Origin of the sequence: Micromonospora sp. NBS 11-29, assembly GCF_002140155.1 — a bacterium.
GTDB lineage: Bacteria > Actinomycetota > Actinomycetes > Mycobacteriales > Micromonosporaceae > Micromonospora.
Map to the genome: position 1 here is coordinate 322287 of NZ_NAPR01000007.1, position 18256 is coordinate 340542.

16 protein-coding genes are annotated in these 18256 nt (G+C 70.6%); 8 read left to right on the forward strand and 8 right to left on the reverse strand.

From position 1 onward, the window contains the following. Positions 1–13: 13 nt before the first annotated feature. Positions 14–1237, reverse strand: coding sequence for a glycosyltransferase (locus B1205_RS11680; RefSeq protein WP_089155620.1), 1224 nt, complete (start codon positions 1235–1237; stop codon positions 14–16). A gap of 224 nt (positions 1238–1461) precedes the next feature. Between B1205_RS11680 and B1205_RS11685 the strand changes: the two genes are divergently transcribed. Further along, on the forward strand, positions 1462–2481 hold the full coding sequence (locus B1205_RS11685; RefSeq protein ID WP_089155621.1) for a DegT/DnrJ/EryC1/StrS family aminotransferase: 1020 nt from the start codon (positions 1462–1464) through the stop codon (positions 2479–2481). Here B1205_RS11685 and B1205_RS11690 read toward each other — a convergent pair. Next, positions 2431–3072 (reverse strand): sugar transferase, encoded by a 642-nt coding sequence (locus B1205_RS11690; RefSeq protein WP_089155622.1) that lies wholly within the window; start codon positions 3070–3072, stop codon positions 2431–2433. The two genes, B1205_RS11685 and B1205_RS11690, sit on opposite strands and share 51 nt — an antisense overlap. Further along, on the reverse strand, positions 3069–4355 hold the full coding sequence (locus B1205_RS11695; protein WP_254909868.1) for a glycosyltransferase: 1287 nt from the start codon (positions 4353–4355) through the stop codon (positions 3069–3071). The genes B1205_RS11690 and B1205_RS11695 overlap by 4 nt, the downstream gene beginning before the upstream one ends. A 166-nt stretch (positions 4356–4521) precedes the next feature. Here B1205_RS11695 and B1205_RS11700 point away from each other — a divergent pair, with 166 nt between their 5' ends. The 7 genes from B1205_RS11700 to B1205_RS11725 all read left to right on the forward strand — a co-directional run bounded on the left by B1205_RS11700 (position 4522) and on the right by B1205_RS11725 (position 10940). After that, positions 4522–5511, forward strand: a complete 990-nt coding sequence (locus tag B1205_RS11700) for an NAD-dependent epimerase/dehydratase family protein (protein ID WP_089155624.1) — start codon at positions 4522–4524, stop codon at positions 5509–5511. A gap of 25 nt (positions 5512–5536) precedes the next feature. After that, positions 5537–6442: an NAD-dependent epimerase/dehydratase family protein gene (locus B1205_RS11705; protein ID WP_089155625.1), complete on the forward strand. Its 906-nt coding sequence runs from the start codon at positions 5537–5539 to the stop codon at positions 6440–6442. Next, on the forward strand, positions 6433–7161 hold the full coding sequence (locus B1205_RS11710) for a sugar phosphate nucleotidyltransferase (RefSeq protein ID WP_089155626.1): 729 nt from the start codon (positions 6433–6435) through the stop codon (positions 7159–7161). The genes B1205_RS11705 and B1205_RS11710 overlap by 10 nt, the downstream gene beginning before the upstream one ends. Beyond that, positions 7158–7799 carry an NAD(P)-binding domain-containing protein gene (locus tag B1205_RS31300; RefSeq protein WP_441338468.1) on the forward strand — a complete coding sequence of 214 codons (642 nt, stop codon included), beginning with the start codon at positions 7158–7160 and terminating at the stop codon, positions 7797–7799. Before B1205_RS11710 ends, B1205_RS31300 begins: the two co-directional genes overlap by 4 nt. After that, a complete protein-coding gene (locus B1205_RS31305) occupies positions 7796–8542 on the forward strand; it encodes a UDP binding domain-containing protein (RefSeq protein WP_254909870.1) in 747 nt (248 codons plus the stop codon). Before B1205_RS31300 ends, B1205_RS31305 begins: the two co-directional genes overlap by 4 nt. After that, entirely contained in the window at positions 8542–9510 is a 969-nt protein-coding gene (locus tag B1205_RS11720) for an NAD-dependent epimerase/dehydratase family protein (RefSeq protein WP_089155627.1), read from the forward strand. Before B1205_RS31305 ends, B1205_RS11720 begins: the two co-directional genes overlap by 1 nt. Further along, positions 9507–10940 carry a lipopolysaccharide biosynthesis protein gene (locus tag B1205_RS11725; RefSeq protein ID WP_140158022.1) on the forward strand — a complete coding sequence of 478 codons (1434 nt, stop codon included), beginning with the start codon at positions 9507–9509 and terminating at the stop codon, positions 10938–10940. The genes B1205_RS11720 and B1205_RS11725 overlap by 4 nt, the downstream gene beginning before the upstream one ends. Here the strand turns inward: B1205_RS11725 and asnB are convergent. From asnB to B1205_RS11760, 5 genes are all read right to left on the reverse strand, one after another. Further along, positions 10930–12885 (reverse strand): asparagine synthase (glutamine-hydrolyzing), encoded by a 1956-nt coding sequence (gene asnB, locus B1205_RS11730; RefSeq protein WP_176308551.1) that lies wholly within the window; start codon positions 12883–12885, stop codon positions 10930–10932. The two genes, B1205_RS11725 and asnB, sit on opposite strands and share 11 nt — an antisense overlap. Positions 12886–12955: 70 nt before the next feature. Then, positions 12956–14155, reverse strand: a complete 1200-nt coding sequence (locus tag B1205_RS11735) for a glycosyltransferase (protein ID WP_176308552.1) — start codon at positions 14153–14155, stop codon at positions 12956–12958. A gap of 74 nt (positions 14156–14229) precedes the next feature. Further along, positions 14230–14601 carry a hypothetical protein gene (locus B1205_RS11740; RefSeq protein WP_089155631.1) on the reverse strand — a complete coding sequence of 124 codons (372 nt, stop codon included), beginning with the start codon at positions 14599–14601 and terminating at the stop codon, positions 14230–14232. Positions 14602–15760: 1159 nt separating this feature from the next. Beyond that, positions 15761–16861: a glycosyltransferase gene (locus B1205_RS32895; protein WP_369597282.1), complete on the reverse strand. Its 1101-nt coding sequence runs from the start codon at positions 16859–16861 to the stop codon at positions 15761–15763. Between the two features lie 183 nt (positions 16862–17044). Next, positions 17045–18232 carry a glycosyltransferase gene (locus B1205_RS11760; RefSeq protein WP_089155635.1) on the reverse strand — a complete coding sequence of 396 codons (1188 nt, stop codon included), beginning with the start codon at positions 18230–18232 and terminating at the stop codon, positions 17045–17047. Between the last annotated feature and the right edge of the window lie 24 nt (positions 18233–18256).

An 18256-nucleotide genomic window follows, 5' to 3' on the forward strand; every position in this document is an offset into this window, starting at 1 on the left:
GCGGCGACCTGCCTCACCCGGCCCGGACCGCCGCTGTTGCTGTCGGTGAGTAGTCCCGTGGGGGCGAGCCCATTCCGGCGGCGTGCTCGACGACCTCGGCCATCCGCACCGCGGACACCCGGTTGTCGAAGTGTCGGTGTGACCGTTCGCGAGCGCGCAGCCCCCGCTCGGCGAGCCGTCCGGAGCGGAACTCCTCGTACGCGTGCTCAAGGGCGTCGGCCAGGGCGGCCGGGTCATCGCGGGCGACCACCCACCCGCAGGTCTCATCCACCGTTTCGGGGAGTCCTCCGGAGTCGCTCACGATGCTGGGCACGTCCAGCAACGCCGCCTCCGGCGGTGCACCGTGACCCTCGCTCAGTGAGGGACTCACACTGAGGTCTGCCGCCCGGTAGTAGGGCCGTACGTCGTCAGCGGAGTCGATCCACCGGACGGAGGCGTCGTCCGCGACGCGGAAGTGGCGGATCAGTTCCCGCCGGTGATCCTCGCCGGCCGGGTAGAAGCCGCCGCCGACAAGCATCAACGTCGCCTCGGGGTGCCGGGACCGGAACTCCTGCCAGGCGGCGAGCAGGATGTCGTGTCCCTTGGGGGCGCGGTTCGGGTAGCGGGCGGACAGTCTTCTGGGCGGGTACACGTACGCCACCATGATCACCACGAACTGGCCGGGGGTGAACCCGAGTTCGGCCCTGGCCTTCGCCCTGGCCTCCGCTCTCGTCGCCGCGGTGTCGTCCGGCAGATCGGCCGTCGCCCAGGACAAGGTGAGTCCGCTGGTCACGGCGGGCCGGCGCGCGGGCGGCACCCCCAACTCGCCGTACCGGCGCGAGGTGTATCGAGTGCCGCAGATGATCGCCCGGTCCAGGCGCCAGAGGATCCTTTCCACCACGCGGACGGTGGACGATTCGAGGAAGGCGGGGCCGGCGACGAACTGTACGCGGACCAGCGGTAGGCCGATGGTGGCCAAGCGTGCGGCAAGGGTGGCGGCGTAGAGGTGATGGAAGAGCACCTGTGGACGGAGTCGGCGGATCACGCGGCGGAGCTGCCACAACTCGTACAACGTCCGGGGGCTGGGTCGGAAGCGGAACGAGAACGGCGACGCGACCGTGCGGATCCCGGCCTCGGACAGGCGGGCGTTGAGGCGACCGCCGGGTGGGCAGATCACGACGACCTCATGTCCGCGATCGCGGAGGGCGCACGCCTGCGGGATGGTCCACAGTCCGCCGTGGTTCGTCTTGATGATCATCGCGACGCGGAGGGATCGGTGATCTCGCGCGGCGTCGGCAGCGGCATCGGACCGTGATGTGCGTTTCACGCGAGTGGCCTCCAGGTAGTGAGCGGCATAAGCGATTCCTACCAAATGAGTCCACCTTTGTCCCGTTTTTAACGGTAAATAGGCTTAGATTCATAGATGGTAACTAAGGGGGGAATGGCTCGTTGGTTCAACATGCGCACCCGACTGGAGTCCACATGAGGCAGACGATCTCCAAGACCGCCACCGACCCCGAGGTCTTCCGCGCCCCGAGCCTGTTCTACGCGGCGGCCCGCGAGGGCATGCGGGACCTGCTGGCGCAGCCCGAAGTGTGGCGAGGTGAGCGGCGCGCGATCCTGCTGCCGTCCTTCATCGGTTGGTCGGCCAACGAGGGAAGCGGAGTCTTCGACCCCGTGACCGGGCTCGGGCTCGACCCCGGCTTCTACGACCTGACCGAGGATCTCGCCGTCGACCTGTCGTCGTTGGACGCGCGGCTCGCCGAGCGCCGGTACGACGTGGTCGTGGTCATCCACTACTTCGGACGTACCGAGCGGGCGATCGGCCGGATCCGGGAGCTGACCGACCGGCACGGGGCACTGTTGCTGGAGGACCTCGCGCACGCGTGGTTCACCCATGCGCTCGGCGGTCCGGCCGGCCGGACCGGGGACGTCTCGCTCTACTCTCTGCACAAGATGCTGCCGATGCCCGGCGGGCGCGGCGGGATGGTGACCTACCGCAATTCGGGCTGGATCAGCGGGCAGCGGGAGACCGAGCCGGGGTTCGCCCGTCATGTGCTCGACCACGACCCGGTCGGCATCGCCAGGCGGCGCCAGGAGAACTTCCGGGTCCTCACCGGGTTGCTCCGCGCGCTGCCCGAACTCGGGAGCGGCTTCGAGCTGATGTGGCCGGAACTGGCCGACGACGACGCGCCGCAGACATTGCCGGTGCGGATACTCGGGCCCGGTCGGGACAACCGTGACCACGTCTACGCCGCGATGAACCGTGAGGGCTTCGGCGTGGTCAGCCTCTACCACACGCTCATCGAAGACCTCCGCGCCCACCCGTCGATGGCGCGGCTCTCGCGGCACATCATCAACTTCCCGGTGCACCAGGACATCGCGCCGGACGACTACCCCGCCCTCGTGGGGAGCTTCCGCCGGGCGCTGGGCACGGCCCGGCCTGACACCTCACCGGACGTAGGTGGGGCGTCGCTCCTCGTCCAGGTTCAGCATCTGTGACGACGGGTCGACCGCCACCCCGGAGGCACCCAGAACCCTGCCGACCGTCCGGGCGATGATGCGGAGGTCGAGCCAGATGGACCAGTCGAGGACGTAGCGCACGTCGAGTTCCAGCCGGTCGGTCCAGGCGAGGTCGTTACGCCCGTTCACCTGCGCCAACCCGGTGATGCCCGGCGGGACCGCGAAGCGCATGCGCTCCCTCGGGGTGTACCAGGGGTCGTAGCGGAGCAGCAGCGGCCGGGGGCCGACCAGGCTGAGGTCGCCCCGGAGCACGTTCACCATCTGGGGTAGTTCGTCGATGCTCAACCGACGCAGGATCCGGCCCACGCCTCGACAGCGGACCCCGTCGGGAAGCAGGTCACCCGCTGCGTCCCGGTCGTCGGACATGGTGCGGAGCTTGAACACCCGGATGGTGCGTTCGTGCAGACCGGTGCGCTCCTGGCGGAAGAAGACCGGCGCCCCGAACTGGGCCAGCACGAGCAGCGCGGCGACCGCCACGACCGGCGCGGTCAGGACGAGGACCACCGAGGCCACGGTGATGTCGATGATCCGCTTGAGGCGTCGCTCCGTCCGCCGGTGGTCGCCGCTCACCCGGCCGACACCTTCCCCATCGCCGGCGGGGCGTACTCCTGCCCAGACCCACCGAGCCCGGCGGCATGTTCCACGATCTCGGCCATCCGGACGACCGACACCCGGTTGTCGAAGTACCGCTGTGCGCGTTCGCGGGCGTGCAGCCCACGGTCGGCGAGCCGTCCCGATCGGAACTCCGTGTACGCGTGCTCGATCGCCCGCGCCAGTGCGGCCGGGTCGTCCCGGGGCACCACCCACCCGCAGGTCTCGTCGACCGTCTCCGGGAGCCCGCCGGCGTCGCTCACGATGCTGGGCACGTCCAGCAGGGCCGCCTCGGGCGGTGCGCCGTACCCCTCGCTGAGTGAGGGGCTGACGCTCAGGTCCGCCGCCCGGTAGTAGGGCCGCACGTCGTCAGCGGTGTCGATCCACCGCACGGAGGAGTCGTCCGCGACGCGGAAGCGGCGGATCAGCTCCTGCCGGTGATCCTCGCCGGCCCGGTCCGAGCCGCCGCCGACCAGCAGCAGCACCGCGTCGGGGTGCCGGGACCGGAACTCCTGCCAGGCGGGGAGCAGGACGTCGTGTCCCTTGAACGCGCGATTGCGGTGGGCGGCGAGCTTCCGGGGCGGGTACACGTACGCCACCATGATCACCAGGAACTGTTCCGGCGTCAGCCCGAGGTCCGCCCGGGACTTGGCCCTGGCCTCCGCCCTCGCCGCCGCCGTGTCGCCCGGCAGGTCGGCCGTCGCCCAGGTCAGGTCGAGGCCGCTGTTCACGGCCGGGCGGCGGGAGGCCGGCACCCCCAGCTCGCCGTAGAGGCGGGAGGTGTACCGGGTGCCGCAGATGATCGAGTGGTCGAGGTGCCAGAGGAACCGCTCGATCCGGCGGACGACGCGCGACTCGAGGAAGGCGGGACCGGCGACGAACTGCACCCGGGCCAGCGGCATTCCGATGGTCGACAGTCGGGCGGCCAGGGTGGCCGCGTACAGGTGGTGGTAGAGCACCTGAGGGCGGAATCGGCGGATGAGGCGGCGGAGTTGCCACAGCTCGCGCAGCGTCCCGAGGCGAGGCCGGAAGTGGAAGGAGAACGGCGACGCCGCCGTCCGGATCCCGGCCTCGGCGAGCCGGGCGTTCAGCCGACCACCGGGTGGGCAGATCACCAGGACCTCGTGCCCACGGTCACGCAGCGCGCACGCTTGCGGGATCGTCCACAGCCCGCCGTAGTTGGTCTTGACGATGATGGCGACGCGTAACGACTGGCGCGCTGACGCACCGGCAGCGGCGTCGGACGGGGAAACGCGCTTCACGGGGTCGGCCTCCGAGCGCTCATGAGCAAGACCATCCGGTTCTATCATCGTAAAAGCTGGTTTGTCCGGTAATCAGATGGATTGATCGAGCTTCTGCGCATTAGTAACCGGGGTGGATATCGCTCGTTGGCCCAGCGGAGAGAACACCCGAGGGGCAGGAGCGGACGTGAAGGTCGTCGTCACGGGGGGCGCCGGTTTCATCGGTTCCAACCTGGTGCAAGCGCTGTCGGAAACGGGCCGGGTGACCGAGATCGTCGCGGTGGACGACCTGTCCACCGGATCGGTGGACAACCTTCACGGGCTGCCGGTGCGACTGCTGACCGGCTCGGTGCTGGACCCGGACCTGCTCGACCGGGCCATGACCGGCGCGGCCAGCGTGGTGCACCTCGGCGCGCTCGGGTCCGTTCCCCGCTCGATCGACGATCCGCTGCGCAGCCACCACGCGAACGCCACCGGCACCCTGACCGTCCTCGAGGCGGCCCGCCGGCACGGTGTCGCACAGTGCGTGCTGGCCTCCTCCTCTTCGGTCTACGGCGCCAACCCGGTGCTGCCGCGCCAGGAGGACCTGCGGCCCATGCCGGTCAGCCCGTACGCGGTCTCCAAGCTCGCCACCGAGGCGTACGCGGTGGCCTACGCCTCCTGCTACGGCATGGCGGTCCTGCCGTTCCGCTTCTTCAACGTCTTCGGTCCGCGGCAGGCGGCGAACCACGCGTACGCCGCGGTGGTGCCCCGGTTCGTCAGCGCCGCGTTGGCGAACCGGCCCCTGCAGGTGCACGGCGACGGGACCCAGTCGCGGGACTTCACCTACGTCGGCAGCGTCACGTCGGTGATCGTCGACGCCGTCCTGCGTCGGGTGTCCTCGCCGGACGTGGTGAACCTCGCCTTCGGCGCGCGGATCTCCCTGCTCGACCTCATCGCCGAACTGGAGACCACGCTGGGTCGCTCGCTGGAGGTCGTGCACCTGCCGAACCGGCCGGGCGACGTCCGCGAGTCCCAGGCCGACTACGCGCGACTGCGCGGACTCTTCCCGGACACGTCGCCCGTCCCCTTCGTCGAGGGGTTGCGCGCCACCGTCGACTGGTTCCGGTCCCGGCGCGTCGGGGCGGCGCAGATGGCCGAGGTGCCAGCGGGGGGCGGTGCGGTGTGCACGCCGTGACCCCGGCGGACGACCGGGAGACGCCATGAACACGGTGCTGCTCTTCGGCGCGAACGGCTTCGTCGGTCGACACGTGCGCGCGGCGCTCACCGCCGTCGACTTGCACGTCGTCGCTCCGCGGCGCGCCGAATGCGACCTGTCGAGGGCGAGCGTGGATCAGGTGGCCACGTTGATCCGGGCCCACCGACCCGTTGCCGTGGTGAACTGCACCGGCCTGCTGACCGGAAGCGACCACGACATGGTCGCGGCACACACCCTCGTGACCGCCACGCTCGTCGAGGCGGTGGCGACCGCGGCGCCGCGGGCCCGCCTGGTCCGGCTCGGCTCCGCGGGGGAGTACGGCGTCGTGCCCTCGGGCGTCGCCGTGCCGGAGACCTGGACGGCGGAGCCGGTGAGTGGATACGGGGTGAGCCACCTGGCGGCCACCCGACTGATGGAACTCGCGGTCACGGCGGGTCGCCTCGACGGCGTCGTGTTGCGGGTCTTCAACCCGATCGGCCCGGGCCTGTCGTCGGAGAACGTCCTCGGCCGGGCTGCTCGCCTGTTGCGGGCCGGGCTGGCGAGGGGCGCCTCGGAGATCACCCTCGGACCGCTCGACGCGTACCGGGACTTCGTGGACGTCCGGGACCTCGCGCACGCGGTTGCCGCCGTGGTGTCGGCGCCGACGGTACCCCGGCCGGTGCTCAACATCGGCGCCGGCCGTGCCGTGCGGGTGCGCTCCGTGATCCGGTCGCTGGCGACCGTGGCCGGCTTCACCGGCGCGATCGTCGAGGCCGCGCCGGACGAGGCCGGCCGCCGTTCGGCGGACGTGACCTGGATGTGCGCGGACATCACCGAGATCCGCCGGCTCGGCTGGCACCCCTCCTACGAACTGACCGACTCGATCAAGGCGATCTGGGCGGAGACACGACAGGAGGTGCCATGCACGTAGTGATCATGGCCGGCGGACTCGGCACCCGTCTGCGGCCGTACACCACCGCACTGCCGAAGCCGCTGGTGCCGATCGGGGACAGCTACGCGATCCTGGAGATCGTCCTGCACCAGCTCGCCTTCCGTGGCTTCACGCACGCCACCCTGGCGATCAACCACCTCGGTTCGCTCATCCGGGCGTTCGTCGGCGACGGCCGACGGTTCGGACTGCGGGTCGACTACACCGAGGAACGGCTTCCGCTGTCCACCGTCGGGCCGCTGTTCGGGCTCCGGGACCGGCTGCCCGAGCACTTCCTGGTGATGAATGGCGACATCCTCACCGACCTCGACTACGCCGACCTGCTCCGGACGCACATGGCCGCCGGCGCGCCGGTCACCGTGGCCACCTTCCGCCGCACCGTGAAGATCGACTTCGGCGTGCTCACGTCGGCCGACGGCCGGATCGTCGAGTTCAGCGAGAAACCGATCCTCGACTACCACGTCAGCATGGGCGTCTACGGTCTGTCGCTCAAGGCGATCGCCGGTTACCCGGCCGGTATGTCCTTCGGCTTCGACCAGCTCATGGTGGACCTGATCCGGCAGGGAGACCACCCGGCCGACTATCCCTTCACCGGGCACTGGCTCGACATCGGCCGGCCCGAGGACTACGACGAGGCCAACCGGACCTTTGCGGACCTGCGGCCGCTCCTGTTGCCCGCGACCGTCGACGTCCCGGCATGAGCGACCCGCTCGACACACGCATCCGTCCCGCTGTCAAAGGAGTAGACGTGTACCACAGGATCGGAGTGATCGGCCTCGGATACGTGGGCGTGACGCTCGCCGCCGCGCTGGCCGACAAGGGATACGAGGTGCACGGCGTCGACACCCAGCCGGCCGTCCGCGACTCGTTGCGGGCGGGCCGGCCGCACATCTTCGAGCCCGGCATCGAGGAGGTCCTCCGCCGGCACGTCGGCCGGTCGCTGTTCGTCCCCGACCGGCTGCCGGCCGACGTCGACGCGGTCGTGCTGTGCGTGTCCACCCCGGTCGACCCGGCCAGCCACCGCGCTCGGCTGGAGAACCTGGCCGACGCGGCGCAGGCGGTGGCCGCGACCTGCCGGCCCGGAACGCTCGTCGTGGTGCGCAGCACCGTGCCGGTCGGCACCAGCCGCGACGTGGTGCTGCCGCCGCTCGTCGCCGCCTGGGGCGGGGATGTCCGGCTGGTCATGGCGCCCGAACGTACGATCCAGGGGCAGGCGTTGCGGGAACTCGTCGAGCTGCCGCAGGTCGTCGGCGGGCGCGACGAGGCCAGTCTGGAGGCGGGGCTGGCGTTCCTCGGCGGGCTGGCCCGCNGTCCAGCCTGGAGGCGGCGGAGCTGGTGAAGCTCGCCAACAACTGCCACACCGACCTGATCTATTCGTACGGCAACGAGGTGGCGTTGATCGCCGAGACGCACGGACTGGATCCGCTGGAGGTCATCCGGGCCACCAACCTGGACTATCCCCGCCCCGACCTCAACCGTCCCGGCTACGTCGGTGGTGGCTGCCTCTCCAAGGACCCGTACCTGATGATCGCCAGTGCCGGGGAACGCCCCCCGTTCCTGGTCGGTGCGGCGCGGCGGCTCAACGAACACCTGCCCGTGCACGTGGCCGAGCGGATGGTGCGGCTGCTGCGGCAGGAGCGGGGCGACGACCTGCGCGGCACCCGGCTGGCCGTGCTCGGCTGGGCGTACAAGGGCTGGCCACCCACCGACGACATGCGGGGCACCCCGATCACCAGCATGCTGCCGGTCTTCGCGACGGCGGGACTGACGGTGCTCGGGCACGACCCGATGGTGACCGACGAGGTGGTCCGGGAGCACGGGGGCGTACCGGTCAGCCTGGACAAGGCGTTCGCGGAGGCGGACGCCGTGCTGGTCCTCAACGACCACCCGGACTACCGGGCGCTGCCGGTCGGCACGCTGCTGCCCAGCACCGACGTCCGGCTGGTGTTCGACTCCTGGCGGATCCTGGACGAGGCGGCGGTGCGGGCCGCCGGGGTCCGCTACGCCGGCATCGGCTACCTGCCGGCGGGCGCCACGCCTCCGGCGCCCCGGTCGTCGCGCACCACGCAGGTGTCGGTCTGATGCGGGCGCTGGTGCTCGGCGGGGCCGGGTTCATCGGGTTGCACCTGGTCGAGCGGCTGGCCGCCGCCGGCCACGACGTCGTGCTGGTCGACGACTTCTCGCGCGGGCGCGACGACGAACGGATCGCCGCGCTGCGGGGATCGGGTGCGGTGGACGTGCTCTCGGCGGATCTGACCGATCCCTCGTCCTGGCCGCGGCTGCCGCGCGACGTCGACCAGGTCTACCTGCTGGCCGCCGTCGTCGGCGTGCGCAACGTCGAGGCCGACCCGGCCCGGGTGCTGCGGGTCAACACGCTCACCGCGACACACCTGGTGGACTGGCTCCACCCCGGCCTCCGCGTCTTCTTCAGCTCCACCAGCGAGGTGTACGCCGGCGGTGTCGACGCCGGGTTGGTGCCGGTGCCCACCCCCGAGGACGTGCCGGTCATGATCGCCGACGTCGCCTCGCCCCGGCTGGCGTACGCCATCAGCAAGCTGGCCGGCGAGGCGTTGCTGCTGCACGGGGCCCGAGCCAGGGGCTGTCCGGTGGTGATCGGCCGGTTCCACAACGTCTACGGCCCCCGGATGGGCGCCGATCACGTGATCCCGGAGATGGCGTTGCGGGCGATGGCCGGCGAGGACCCGTTCCGGATCTGGGGCGCGGACCAGTTCCGGGCGTTCTGCCACGTCGACGACGCGGTGGAGGCGGTCGTCCGGCTGATGGCCACCCCGGCCGCCGACGGGCAGGTCGTGCACATCGGCAACGACAGCGAGCAGACCAACATCGGCGACCTGGCGAAGCTGGTGCTGCGCCTCACCGGGCTGGCCCCGGCGGTGCGGCACCTGCCGGCGCCGCCCCGGTCGGTGGGCCGACGCTGCCCGGACCTGAGCCGGCTGCGGCAGTTGACCGGCTTCGAGCCGAGCGTGCCGCTGGAGGAAGGGGTACGCCGCACCCTCGACTGGTACCGCACCTGGCCGAACCGGCCATGACGGCGGCACCGCGCTCGCCGGTGGACCCCACGCCCCCGGTGCCGGTGGCGGACCCGGAACCGTCCCCGGGAGCGGACCCGGGCTCCTCCCGCAGCCGCCGCCTGGCCGGCGGGATCGCCACGACCGCGCTGGCCCGCGCGGTGGCCCTGGGGGCGCCGCTCCTGCTCATCCCGGTCTCCCTGGCCACCCTCGGTCCGGCGCGGTACGGCCTGTGGATGTCGGTGCTCGCACTCACCGGCATGGTGACGTTCGCCGACCTCGGGCTCGGTGCGGGACTGATGACCAAGCTGGCGCCGTGCTACGCGAATGGTGACGCGGCTCGGGCCCGCAGCTACATCTCCTCCGCGTACGCCCTGCTGGCCTCCGTGGCGGCGGGGCTGTGCGTCCTGCTCTGGCTCGGCTCCGGCCTGATCCCCTGGACGACGGTGTTCAACGTCGCCGGCACGGTCGCGCCCGGAGAGACCAGAGCCGTGGTCCTGATCTGCCTGACCGCGTTCCTGCTCAACATCCCGCTGGCCCTGATCGTCCGGGTGCAGCTCGCCTACCAGCACGTCGCGTCCTCCGCGCTCTGGCAGGGCGCGGGTTCCCTGGCGACCGTGCCCCTGGTGCTGCTCGCGGCGCGCAGCTCCCACGGTGGTCCCCTCGCGGTCGTCACCGCCACCGCGCTGGGGCCGCTCCTGACCAACCTGGCGGTCAGCATCTGGATCTTCGGTCGGCGGATGCCGGAACTCCGGCCACGACTGGCGGCGGTCGACCGTCGACTCACCGTCACCCTGCTCCGGCTGAGCGGGCTCTTCTTCGTGGTGGTCGTGCTGTACGCGGTGTCGTACAACGCCGACAACCTGATCATCGCGCATGCCCTGGGGCCGCGGAGCGTCACCGCGTACGCGTTGCCGGCGAAGATGGTGTCCCTGGTCGGCATGCTGGTCTCCATGATCAACATGCCGCTCTGGTCGGCGAACGGCGACGCCCTGGCCCGGGGTGACCTGGCCTGGGTGCGTCGGACGGTGCGACGGATGGTCGTCCTGTCGCTGGTCGCCACCGCGGTGCCGACCGCCGGCCTCGCGCTGGTCGGTGACTGGATCTTCGCCGTCTGGCTGCCGGTGCCGTTGGGGGAGAGCCGCTGGTTGATCGTGGGTCTCGGGCTCTACTTCCTGCTGCTCGGGACGTTCTCGGTGCTCATCATGGTGCAGAACGCCGCCGGGGTGGTGCGCCCACACCTGGTCGGCCAGATCCTCTTCCTCGGCGCTTCCCTTCCCGCCAAGTGGTACGCCGCCACCAGGTACGGGTTGAACGCGGTGCCCTTCGTCGGCTGCGCGACCTACGCGCTGACCGTGGGACCTGCCGTCTGGTACGGGTACCGACGCACGATCAGCCGCCACCGACGGGCCGCCCCCCTGACCGCACAGGTGGATCGAGCTATCCGTTGACCTCGTGTCCGGCGCCGCCGCCCACCTGGGCGGGAACGACGGGGATGCCGGGTGTCGCCTCGGCAGCGGGTCCACCGGCCGACTCGTCCAGCCAGCGACGGTGCCAGAGCTCGAACTGCAACAGCGCCCAGATGCGGGAGCCCTCGTTCTGCCCCTGCTCGTGGCGCCTCAACAGGGCGGTGACCGCCTCCGGTCGGAAGAGACCACGGGACCGGGCAGTGGCGTCGGTGAGCAGGCTCCACGCCATGTCCCGCAGTTCGCCTCGGAGCCACCGGTCCATCGGCACGGCGAAGCCCATCTTCGGCCGATGAATGATCTCGGCCGGCAGCCACGGTTCGACGGCTCGCTTGAGGAGGTACTTGGTCGTGCCTCGGCGGACCTTGAGTCGAGTCGGCAGGTGAGCCGCCCACTCCATCAGATGGTGGTCGAGGAACGGGGAGCGGGCCTCCAGCGAGTTCGCCATGGTGGAGATGTCCACCTTGGGCAGCAGGTCGCCGGGAAGGTAGGTGTTCACGTCGGCGTCGATGATCCGGCCCAGCGGGTCCGCCGCGCGAGAGGACTCGTACGCCTGCGCGACCACCGCCCAGCTGTCCCAGCCGGACACCTGTTCGCGCAGCTCGTCGGTGTAGAGCCCGAACTGCTGCGCGGGAGGGTAGGCGGAGATCATCGAGCAGTAACGGTCGAGGGGCGACTGCCCGAGCAGGTGCAGGATCCGGCCTACAGCTCTCATCCGGGAACCCGAAGTGGTGTGCTGCACCAGCCTGGTTCCGATCCGCTCCAACGCCGACGGGCTCGCCCAGGCCGGCACCCGGCCGAGGGCCTGCATGAGCGCGTACCGTCGGTATCCGCCGAAGCTCTCGTCGCCACCGTCCCCGTTGAGCACCACCGTGACGTGCTGCCGGCTCATCTGCGCGACGTAGAAGCTGGGGATGGCCGAGGAGTCGGCGAACGGCTCGTCGAAGTGCCAGGCCAGCGTCGGCAACAGAGCCACGCACGACGGGTCCACCACCAACTCGTGATGATCCGTGCCGTACCGGTCGGCGACCAGGCGCGCGTGTGCGCGCTCGTCGTAGCGCGATTCTTCGAAGCCGATGCTGAAGGTCTTCACCGGGCCGGTGGACTGCCGGGCCATGGCTGCCACCACGGCCGAGGAGTCCACGCCCCCGGACAGGAAGGCGCCGATCGGCCGTTCGCTGACCATGCGGACGCGCACGGCGTCCAGCAGCCGCTCCCGGAGTTCGCCGGCTGCCGCCGTCTCGTCGGGCACCGGATGCGGCGTGCAGTCCAGGCGCCAGTAGGGCCGTACGTCGACCGTGCCGTCGGTCCAGGTGAGCAGGTGTCCGGGCGGGAGCTTCCGCACGCCCTGATAGATCGACCAGGGCGCGGGCACGTACTGATAGGTGAGGTAGTGGTGCAGGGCGACCGGATCGAGCCGCCGGGGGAGCGACGGATCCCGCAGCAGTGACTTCGCCTCCGAGGCGAAGGAGATCCCCGAGCCGTTCGACCACCAGTACAGCGGCTTCTTGCCGACCCGGTCGCGTCCGAGCAGCAGCCGTCGACGACGGGAGTCCCAGATGGCGAAGGCGAACATGCCCCGGAGCCGGTGAACCAGGTCGTCGCCAAGCTCCTCGTAGAGGTGCACCAGGCATTCGGAGTCACCCTCGCTGACGAACCGGTGGCCCTTGCGGATCAGCATGGTCCGCAGTTCGGGGAAGTTGTACAGCTCCCCGTTGAACACCGCGACCACGGTGCCGTCCTCGTTCCGGACCGGCTGCTGTCCGCCCGCCACATCGATGATCGCCAACCGGCGCATACCCATGACGCAGGTGTCGTCCGCGTGCAGACCGGCGCCGTCCGGTCCCCGGTGGATGATCTCGTCGCACATCCGGCGGACGAGTGCAGCCTCCGGCCGCTCCGCCGACACCACGCCGGCTATGCCGCACATGTCGGCACCGCCGTCCCGTGGCCGCGAGGAAGCTGGCGACCCGCCGCGGCGGGCACGTCTCGTCTGTTCGTCATGACTGAGCGGCACTTTCCGTCGTAGGCGTTGTTGAGTGCTGACCGGTCGGGCTCGCCGGCCGTGCCGGCACACCCTGGTACAGCCGAAGATGGGCGTCGACGGCGGACCGGAGCGAGAAGACGCTGGCCTGGAACGCATCCCGGGCATCGGCGCGGTCCCGTTCTCCCCGGGCCGGGCTCACCAGCGGGCAGATCGCCCCGGCCCACGCCGTGGGCGTGGCGTCGCGAGGCACCAGGCTGACTCCGGGCAGCCGTTCGGCGATGAAGCGCACGCCGGGCAGGTCCGATCCGACGACCGGGGTGCCGACCGCCAGTGCCTCCAGCACGACGCCCGGAAGTCCTTCCCGGTCCGACGGAAGCAGGACGAGGTCCGCCTGCCGCATCAGAGTGCCGATGTCGTCCCGTGCGCCGAGCAGGTGGAGGCGACTCTCCACCCCGTGCGCGCGAGCCTCGGCGAGGACGCGTTCCTCGTCCTCCTCCTGTCGGGCGCCGACCAGGACCCCGTGGCAGGGAACACCCGAGGCGCCCAGCGCCGCGACGATACGCGGCACCATCCATCGACGCTTCGCCGGTGACGGGCGGCCGACGTGCACGCAGACCAGCTCGTTCTTCGCGGCGCCGATCACGTCGCGGAGGTCGAACCCGGACGATCTGTCGAGCCGGCCGACATCGAGCCCGTTGGGCACCACCCGGCAACGCGGATCGGATGTCCAGTCGAATCGGTAGCCACTGGTCAGAGCGCCTGGTGCCACCCCGACGATGTCGGTGGCGCACAGACCGATCAACCTGCGCAGAGACCAGCGCTGCACCCTGCGTCGGAGCGTGTTTCCGTGTTCGTCGCCGTCACTGCGGAAGTGCGCGATGCGGATCGGCACCCGGGCCAGCCAGGCGAGCAGGAGCAGCACGCCGGAGAACGTGGCGACGTGGGAGTGAACCACACGGGGCCGTAGCCGGACGAGAAGCCGGACGAGGCGAAGGGGAAGGCGGACGCCCAGAGCAAGGGGGTGCACCTGCGCGCCGAGGCGCTCGGCCGTGGGCGCCAGTATCCCCGGGCGTCCGGTCAGCGTGACGAAGTGGATCTCCGCACCGGCCGCACGCAGATGCGGCAGCATCTCGATCGTCCGCATCTCCAACCCGCCGACGTCGAGCACACCGAGTATCTGCACCACCCGGTAGCGGCCCGACGGAGACGTCACGGCGGCATCTCCGCCCGACCCGCTCTGCTGGCCGGCGGGCTCTCGCCCGAGCATCGGGTCCGCTTCTGTCTGGATCATGTGCCGCCAATCCGCGGAGGTTCCGGCGATCCGACTCCGGGTCGGTGTCGCCGGTGGGGAACTGGGTCGAGGAGGTCCGGGCCGGCCCGCCGGGCACCGGGACGGCCGCTGCTGAGAAGGACCAACAGCACCACCGGCATGGTGAAGCCCAGATTGAAGTCGATCAGGTTACCCAGATCGGCGCTGACGACGATGATCGCCAATGCCCAAGCCATCGCGGCCAGGAGCTGCGGGGCCAGAGCCGTACCCTGTCTCGCTGTTCGGTACCAACGCCCGACGAGCCGGACCACGAAGCCGTACACGGCGAAGGAGAGCACCCCACCGAGCAGACCGAAGTTGATCATCGCCTCGCCGGTGATGCCGTACACCTTGCTGGAGTTCCGCTCTCCCCGCTCGTAATACGGGTTGTAGAGCCAGCGTGAACCCACGTCGCGCTTGGTCTCGAAGTCCAGCGGGGCGATGGAGTTCGGTAACCAGAGGCGGATCGGCGCGAGGTAGGTGGTGCCGTGTTCGGGTTCCATCCGACCGGAGAGGAGGCGATGCAGGATGAGGGCTTGAACGTCGGCGCGACCCAGATCNATCCGCTCTGTCTGATCTCCTTGATGCTGTCGACGCCGCCGTCCTTGAAGAACGCGGACACGTAGAGGAAGAGGAGCACGAGCACCGCGGGCACGAGCAGCGCGCGCCGGCTCAGGCGCCGCACCGCGAGGTGGACCATCACCAGCCCCAGCACCAGCGGCCACAGCGTGCTGCTCCGGCTGCCGCCGAGGCCGGCCACGAAGAACTGGGCCACCGTGACACCGAGCAGGAGCAGGGCCAGCCGGACAGGGCTTCGGGCCAATGCGTCCCGCCACCGGACCAGGACGAGGGTGAAGATCAGCATGGGGAACGCCTGGCTGATCAGGACGACCGGTCCCAGCCCGCTGAGGTCCGGTCGGTCCGTCCGGTCCGTCATGGCGGCCACGAACGCGGAGAAGCCACCGAACGAACGGACCTGGTAGCCGAAGAAGAGAGCGACGCTCACCGCTGCGGCCGGCACCCCGAGCAGGTAGAACGTGGGCCGGCTGAGGATCCGGACCGGGTGGCGTCGTCGAGCGGGTCGATGTGGTGCCTCGATCACCAGGCGGTACACGCAGAGCCCGATGAGATTCAGGACCGACAGCGCCGCGATCGCATCGGGCCAGTCGGGAGCCTCGTAGTATTCCGGTGACCAGTTCTGGTAGGCGATCGTGAGCACGGGTGCCACGTAGAAGAACTGGAACCCGAACAGACCCGCGCAGGCCCGCGGTTCGAGGACGTCGGTGTCGCGCCGGAACCAGCGGACCGCCTCGGCCCCGATGACGGTGCCGCAGAGCGTGGCCGGCGCCATGAACCAGTGGCGCAGCGAGGGAACGCAGAGGACCAGAATGATCGAGAGCGCGGCCGTGATCCCGCCGGCCACGAGCAATTCCCAGATCCGCTTCTGCCCCTCGCTCGTCCGGCCCTGTTCGCCGTGGTCGGCAGTGCGGAGGGTGACTGTCGGCGTGTTCATCGACGCGCTCGGGATTGCTCCAGCGACCGAGGTGGGGTCGGTTGTGCGGGTGGGGCCCAGATGCGGCGCCATTCCCGGGACACATGGTCCAGGGTGAACGGCGACGACTGCATGAACTGCCGCAACCTCTCGCGCTCGGCGCCGTCCAGGGCGGCCTGTTCAAGCGCTGCCTCGGCCCAGCGATCGGCCCCCGCCGAGAGGGGCACCAGAGTCAGGCCGGGCACCAGGGTGGCGAGTTCCCGCATACACGGCAGGTCGTTGGCAACCACCGGAAGCCCGCAGGCGAGGGCTTCCAGGACCACCCCCGGAAGCCCCTCCATCAGCGACGGCAACAACAGGACGTCGGCGGCGGCCAGTACGGGGCCGATCTCCTCGACGTCACCGGCGAGGACCACCCGTGGGTCGTGGATGACGTCGGGATGCACCTGGGTGATGTCGTCGGTGCCGCGTGCGCCAGCTATCAGCAGCCGTACGTCGGGCTGCCGGACCTGCGCGGCACGGTGCACGTCCACCAGGAAGGGCCGGTTCTTCACCGGGGAGCACCGGCCGAGGTAGCCGAGGATCGGCGCGTCGAGGGGCAACTGCCACCGCTGCCGCGCGGCGTGTCGGTCGCCACCGACGATGCGGTCGGCGGCGAAGCCGTTGTAGAGCACGCGGAAGCGTGGGTCGCGGTCGCGGCGGCCGGTGAAGTCGAGCGTCGCGGCGGTCACCCCCAGGACATCGGTGGCGGCCCGCGGCAACAACCAGCGGTACACCGCCCGTTTCGCCATGCGGACCGGCGTGTCGGGGTCACCGTCGCTCTCGCTCCACATCCGGGCCACCCGCACCGGTACGCCGCAAAGTCGCGCCATGAGCAGGATCGGCGCGCTGGTGAGCTTGATGTGCCCGACGACCGCGTCGGGCCGCAGGTGGCGCAGCAGGCGCCAGATTCGGAACAGGAACGAGTACCGGGGCGCGGCCGGGCATTGCGTGACGACGGCGCCCGCTGCCCGATAGTCGTCGGCCAGGGCACCCAGCCAGCCCCCGGTCGTGACGAAGGTCTGATGAACCTCGGACGGAGGGATGAACCGGCAGAGATCCAGCGAGGCTGTCTCGATGCCACCTCGATCGAGGCAGCCAAGGAAGTGGACGACGCGGAGCGGTCGTCCGGGGTGGGGNCCTTCGGCATCGGTGTGTACTCCTCGTTGCCGGGCCGCCGACCCTCGGGTGTCAAGCTGGGGTAAGCGGCGGTTCGTTGAGGTAAACGGTCATAAGTGGTAAGAGTGACGGATTACCGATCGTCAGCGCGCGTGACGGGTTCGGCTCGAGTCCCGTACCGAGCGGTAGAACCCCGTCCGGCGCTCCCGCAGCACGTCCTCGGCGTACGCCGAGGCTCGCGCGTGGTTGCGCGCCGCGGCCCGGGCCATCCGATCGGGGTCGGTGAGCATGGCGTGGATCGCTCTGGCCAGTACGGCCGGGTCGTCGGCCGGAATCAGGTCTTCGGCGGAGAGCAGCTCCGGGATGCCGCCGACGGTGGTCCCGATCGCCGGCAGGCCGCGGGCCATCGCCTCGATCAGCGCCTTGGGCAGCCCTTCCGTGCGCGACGGCATGACGAACAGGTCGGCCCGATCAAGCTGCCGCCGCACCGCGTCCCCGGGGGGCACCGAGCCGGCGAAGGTGACCAGGTCCGTCACACCCAGACGACCGGCCAGCTCCACCAGGTAAGGCCGGAACCGGCCGTCACCGACGTGCACCAGGCGCACCGGCAGCGTGCCGCGGAGGCGGGCGACAGCGTGCAGCAGGGTGTCGACTCCCTTGTAGAGCTGTTCGAGGGAGCCGAGTGAGACGAGGGTGAAGGGTCCGTTCGCCGTCCACGTCCGGCGGGGCCCGTCGGTGAAGGCCGATGTCGGGAGGTCGATGCTCGAGTAGGAGGTGCTGTAGCCGTCCGGCCCGACGGGATACCGGCGCTGGAGATGGCTCTCGGTGACGTATGCGACCGCTGTCGCCTGTCGGCACAACCTCCGTAGCCGTTCTGTCTCCCGGGCCCGAAGGAGTGGGCGGAGCGGATGACGGACGACGCCTGGTGCGAAGACGTCGTGCGGATCGCCGACCACCTCGAGGGCGTAGGGCCGGCCTCGTCGGCCGCGTAGGGAGGCCAGTGGCGCGCCGATGATCGAGGGCACTCGCAGGATCACCGAGTCCCGGTCGTCGGCGGCCGCCTCCACGCTGCGCTTCACCGCCTGCCGCCGCAGCAGGTACTGCCCCGGGCCCTGGTAGTGGGGGACCGGCCACACCTCGATGCCGTCGCCGTCGACCCGGCCGGCGTGCGGGGGCCGGGACGCGACTTCGGCCACCCGCGCGACCACCCGTACCTGGTCGAAGACCGCCAGGTAGCGGGCGAAGAAGCGGGCGGCGGGGCCGTCCTTGGTCCAGACGGCGCCGTCCGGACTCCGGACGAACCTGGTTTCGCTGGTCACCACGACCCGCATCGCGGATCTCCTTCGGGACGTTGG